Annotated in this window: 6 protein-coding genes and 2 pseudogenes; 2 read left to right on the top strand and 6 right to left on the bottom strand. The window is 36.9% G+C overall.

Annotation, left to right across the window (positions count from 1 at the left end):
• The 4 genes and pseudogenes from AC1DG9_RS25870 to AC1DG9_RS25855 all read right to left on the bottom strand — a co-directional run.
• A pseudogene (locus AC1DG9_RS25870) lies at positions 1–230 on the bottom strand (GreA/GreB family elongation factor); the annotation flags it as partial.
• A gap of 557 nt (positions 231–787) precedes the next feature.
• The gene (locus AC1DG9_RS25865) at positions 788–1,237 is read right to left on the bottom strand and encodes an RES family NAD+ phosphorylase (protein WP_172663166.1); all 450 of its coding nucleotides are present in this window, start codon (positions 1,235–1,237) and stop codon (positions 788–790) included.
• Positions 1,238–1,239: 2 nt separating this feature from the next.
• Positions 1,240–1,704, bottom strand: coding sequence for a type II RES/Xre toxin-antitoxin system antitoxin (parS, locus tag AC1DG9_RS25860; RefSeq protein ID WP_172663165.1), 465 nt, complete (start codon positions 1,702–1,704; stop codon positions 1,240–1,242).
• A 42-nt stretch (positions 1,705–1,746) separates the two neighbouring features.
• Positions 1,747–2,154 (bottom strand): response regulator transcription factor, encoded by a 408-nt coding sequence (locus AC1DG9_RS25855; protein WP_477635545.1) that lies wholly within the window; start codon positions 2,152–2,154, stop codon positions 1,747–1,749.
• 161 nt (positions 2,155–2,315) lie between these two features.
• Between AC1DG9_RS25855 and mgrA the strand changes: the two genes are divergently transcribed.
• Positions 2,316–3,449, top strand: coding sequence for an L-glyceraldehyde 3-phosphate reductase (gene mgrA / locus AC1DG9_RS25850; protein ID WP_477635544.1), 1,134 nt, complete (start codon positions 2,316–2,318; stop codon positions 3,447–3,449).
• 6 nt (positions 3,450–3,455) lie between these two features.
• Positions 3,456–4,109, top strand: coding sequence for a YceH family protein (locus tag AC1DG9_RS25845; RefSeq protein WP_172663162.1), 654 nt, complete (start codon positions 3,456–3,458; stop codon positions 4,107–4,109).
• A 14-nt stretch (positions 4,110–4,123) separates the two neighbouring features.
• On the opposite strand, the gene AC1DG9_RS25840 is transcribed toward AC1DG9_RS25845, so the two are convergent.
• Complete coding sequence (locus tag AC1DG9_RS25840; protein ID WP_172663161.1) at positions 4,124–4,303, bottom strand: hypothetical protein; 180 nt, start codon at positions 4,301–4,303, stop codon at positions 4,124–4,126.
• Positions 4,304–4,390: 87 nt separating this feature from the next.
• Positions 4,391–5,184, bottom strand: a pseudogene (locus AC1DG9_RS25835) (GAF domain-containing protein); the annotation flags it as partial.

Genomic DNA, 5,184 nt, shown 5'->3' with positions numbered 1-5,184 from the left:
GGCATTACAAGTTTAAAGGTAAATTCTTTACCGGTTTTGGTATTCGCTATACGGGCTTCAGATTTTAAACACACCACATCAGAAGGAAGTTCCTCTTCCGAATATATGGTGGCTTCTTTTAATTCGTTGCTTAATTTTTCTTTGTTATAAGCGCTCATATTTGATTTTTCCAGATGTTCCTTTAATAATTTAAAGTCGCTTTTTGATAATGACAATGATTTAGTTTCCATGATCGTGAATATGTTGTGAATTAATATTTTATTATATTTTTTAAAAAAATTGAATACGCGATTCAGGCTTTTGCTGAAAAGGCATTAAAATTGAAATGAAGAATGAGAAAAAGCAGATTTTTATCAGGTGCTTTTAACCCCCGCATCGAAAAAAGAAAATCGAAATGATACGGGGCTTAATTAATAAAGTCCTTGCTGGTGGTTTGAAAACTAAAACCGAAAGGATAGTTTTCTCTAAAAAACCTTTTGAAAAGCGCATACGCATGTAGCTGATGCCTGTTGTAGGCGCCAATAATAGCTTTTTGTATGTTCTTTTGGTAATTCATTGCTTGCTAATGTCGCCACCTTTTTCCTCATTTCAAAAGAAAATCGGTTTTTACAATAAAAAATGATCTGGAGTTTACTTACCGAAAGCCCTGGCGTAATGATGAAAGTGCGCTACGTCGAGGAATAGGTTGCTAGGGCCTTGGTAGGGCCTTACTAGGGCATTACTAGGGCGTTGACTGGACTTAAGGCCCTAGTAATGCTCTGGTGATGCCCTAGCAATGGATACGTAATTAGCTTTTTATTCTTCTGTCAAAAACAAAAGGTTCCGATTTTAATAATTTTATCGATTTAAAATCCGGATGGTTGGGATTTATCAGGTAATTGTATTCTGCTATAATGATAGAAGAGGGGACTTTTAAAATGGCAGATTTGCCCTCGTTGATCCAGTCTTCCCCAATTTTTTGAGTTAATGGTATATTGTGGTATTCAATCCAATTACCTGGTAATTTTTTAATATCTACAGGGACGATTCTTATGTCGTCGGGGATTTCTATAGTCATTACCTGAAAAGATTGGTTTAATCCTATTTGATTTCTGTGGACAACATTTTCCAGGCAAGCCAGTGAGCGCGAGCCTGCGCTGTATATTACTTCTACATCGTTAGGATTCCAGCGTGCGGCTCTGCCCGAAGCAAACAACTTGGTGGCATATTTAGCTAATGCTATACGAAATACATGCATAATTAAGCTAAATCACCATATTCAATCCTTATCAGTTCTTCTTCAATTAGGGTAATACCGGTAATGGTATCCATAAGATCGAAAGGGGTTTGGTTGCCAAGACCATATGAAGGAGTGTTTAGCCACTGATGAAAAAGTTTTGCAGATCCAAAAATTTCGATGCCTTTATCAAAAAGAGAAAAAGATTTTAAAAGCTTTTCACTTAAAGCGGCATCTAGCTTTGATGAATTCGAAACGTAATTTTGTATAGTTTTTACATTTGTTTTAAAAGTATCCTGAAATTCTTCTTTGGTGAAACCCGAAAGATTAAGAAAATCAATGGCGGCTTTTGCTGATAACCCATTTTTAGAATTGGTAAGAACACTTATTGGGTTGCCATATAACGATTGGTAAGACGCAATAACTGCGCTTTCTGAAACAACAGATACTTTTGACTTTGTTTTGTATGGTTTTGGAGTGTTTGCCATAATGCTTTTATCTAGTGCAAAACAAATATAGGAATTTTTTCCTTAATTATTGGAATTTTTTCTCGTTTGTTTTTGTTGATAATCATCATGACCATTTAATACCCTCTTTACGGAGTTGAGCATGTCATCCAAATCAAAGGGTTTGCTGATAAATCCATTGGCGCAGGCTTCTTCTAAAACCGCTCTTTCGGCAGCATGTGCCGACATAATTATAATTGCAATATGGCTCGTTTTTTTATCGGTTTTTAAGTTTCTGCAAATATTTATACCATTACCATCGGGCAATTTTAYGTCTAAAAGTATCAATTCAGGATGTTGGACAGCTACTTTTTCATAAAAATCTTTTGCAGTCCCAGAAGTCACAACCTCATAACCGGCTTCTACCAATACGTATTCAACTATAAAACGGATATCTTCGTCATCCTCAACAACATGTATAAGTTCAACCATGGCATAATCATTTGTTTAGTTCGCTTTAGAAAATAACCTGTGAACTTATAAAAGGTTTTAAAAAAAAAGAGTTCGGGTACAAAAAGTGCAATAGAAGTGAAGTTATGCGCGTTTATTTCCAAAATAATATATATTTGGCTTATAAATTAAAAAATCAAAACATGGAAAAATTTTCAAAAGTTAAAGAATTGTTAGCTTCTGTTGAGGCTGATGCTGAGAAATTTTACAATTCTGGCAACAATGCAGCTGGAACAAGAGTACGTAAAGCTATGCAAGATTTAAAAGTTCTTGCTCATTATATGCCATATACACCCAGTTCCAGCCGATATACTCAAATGCAATACCGCCGCTGCGGTAACAGTGGGTTAAAACTTCCAGCAATTTCATTAGGCCTATGGCATAATTTTGGTCATGTAGATCAATTGGAAAATTGCAGTAACATATTAAAACTCGCTTTTGATAGTGGTATTACTCACTTCGATCTTGCTAATAACTACGGTCCGCCTCCAGGTTCAGCCGAAGAGAATTTTGGTAAGCTATTAAAGAGAGATTTTGCCGGTTACAGAGATGAAATGATCATTTCAAGTAAAGCTGGTTATACTATGTGGGATGGACCTTATGGCGATTGGGGCTCTAAAAAGTACCTGGTGTCAAGTTTAGATCAGAGTTTAAAAAGAATGGAGCTAGATTATGTTGATATTTTTTATCACCATCGTCCGGATCCCGAGACTCCGCTTGAAGAAACTATGACAGCATTAGATCTGATCGTTCGTCAGGGTAAGGCATTATACGTAGGTATATCTAATTATAAGCCGGAAGAGGCCGCGCGTGCCATCCAAATTTTAAAAGAACTGGGTACCCCATGCATTATCCATCAGCCAAAATACTCTATGTATGAGCGTTGGATAGAGGACGGTTTATTAGACCTTTTAGGTAATGAGGGTGTTGGCTGTATCCCATTTTCTCCATTGGCCCAAGGGATGCTTACCGATAAGTATCTAAAGGGTATTCCTGAGGATTCGAGAGCAGCAAAGTCTCACGGATTTTTACAACGCGATCAAATTACTGACGAAAAATTAGCTCAGCTTAATAAACTGAATGCAATAGCTCAGGAAAGAGGACAAAAATTGGCTCATATGGCGCTGTCGTGGATTTTACGCGACGAAAGAATTACTTCTGTATTGGTAGGCGCAAGTAAACCTGAGCAGCTTGCTGATTCATTAAAGTGCCTTGAGAATACCAATTTTACTAAAGATGAATTAAACAGGATCTATCTTATTTTATCTAATTCTTAAGAATTAATGGATTCACCACAGACCCTGCCGGTTTTAAATGCCGAAGAACTTCGTGTTTTAGGTGTATTAATGGAGAAATCCAAGACTACGCCTGAGTATTATCCAATGACCATCAATGCAATTACGGCTGCTTGTAATCAAAAAACTTCGCGTAAGCCGGTTGTACAATACGATGAGCAGACGGTAATATTGGCTCTTGATACTTTAAAAAGAAAGAGTTTAATTTCAACTGCAACAGGTGGTTCCAGCAGGAGCGTTAAGTACAAACATAATTTTGCTATTGTTTTCCCTGTAACGCCTCAGGAAGTAGCTATTATTTGTTTGTTAATGCTAAGAGGTGCACAAACACCTGGTGAATTAAATACGAATTCGGGCAGGTTATATGAGTTTGAATCGCTGGACGATGTGCAGGCTGTACTTGAAAGACTCTCAGATCCGGAAATGCCTTATGTTTTGCAGTTACCTAAGCGTGCCGGGCAAAAGGAAATGCGTTATGTGCATTTGTTGAGCGGAACCCCCGATCTAACACAAGATGATTCGATAGACGATAATTACAGCAGACCTGCAAGTGATTTGGAACAGCGGCTGGCAAAAGTAGAAGAGGAGCTTGCAATAATGAAAGCTGACTTTGATAAACTTATGAAAGAATTGATGGGGTAAATTTTACCTCAATACTACTTCTTTGCAAGAGTTTTGGCAGAATCCGTTCTAGTAGTGTCTGTAGCTATAACTGCAGTGCTATCTGTTTTTGCTTCAGCAACCTGAGGCTCTGGTGCCCTTAGTTGCATTTTTTGTGTATCACCGCAGGCACTTAGCAGCAATAAAAGACCAAAGAGAGGTAGAATACTTTTCATAAGTTTTGACTAAATAGTTAATTTAGTCAAAAGTATATACTAATTTTCAAAAGTAATTACTTTTGAAAGTATTTGACATATCTATGGCTAAATGTCGTTTGTCTTTTTCGGATGTATAACGCCAATCCTTAAAGCTTTTAGTCCGCTTAACCCTTGTAGGTCCTCTAAATCAAGTTCTTCCAGGTCTTGATCCAGCACTCCAGTTTCCTGTAAATAAGTAATAAAAGGAAGATAATCATCAATATCTCTCTTATTAAAATAGATCAACGCTATCTTATCAGGCTGTGTTAAACGCTCACTGCTACCTCTGATGTGAACTTTGTCGATTCGTTTTTTTATCATCTGATACCTGATATTGTATGCGCCTTCTACATCAAATTTTCGCTCATCAGCTCTAAAACTAATGTCGATTGTATGGTTATGGACAAATAACAACTGAGTAGTATAAAGCTTGGTTGGCATAGCTGGCAATAAAGCATGAGTCATTCTAACTACATTAGCCATAGATGAAAGTTGCCATAGCCTAAGATTTTTGAGGTGAAAATGATTAAAGATTTTATCCGGAGAGATGGACTGACCAATGTAAATATCGTATTCAACACCATCAGTTCTGAATTTCTCGAAGTAGCAAGGATACGATTGCTGTAATTTCTCTTTTTCGGCTTCAAAAAAATTGTTAATTGCAGTATTTATCATTTGCATGGAAACTTCCAAGGCATATCTGTTTTTGTGAACATCACCATCCGCAGCTCCGGTAACGAGTAAATAATCATCAATTATTTTTTTGAGTTTAGGTTCCTGCTGAGATAAATGGAATAAATAGTCACTAGATTCTTCTTTCAAAAAACTGTTTAGATTGTTCTCGTCCTGAGTGTTTAGGG

The sequence above is a fragment of the Pedobacter sp. 05L430 genome, from assembly GCF_056397585.1.
The sequence above is the reverse complement of the archived record's forward strand: the minus strand, read 5'-3'. Positions and strand labels throughout refer to the sequence as shown.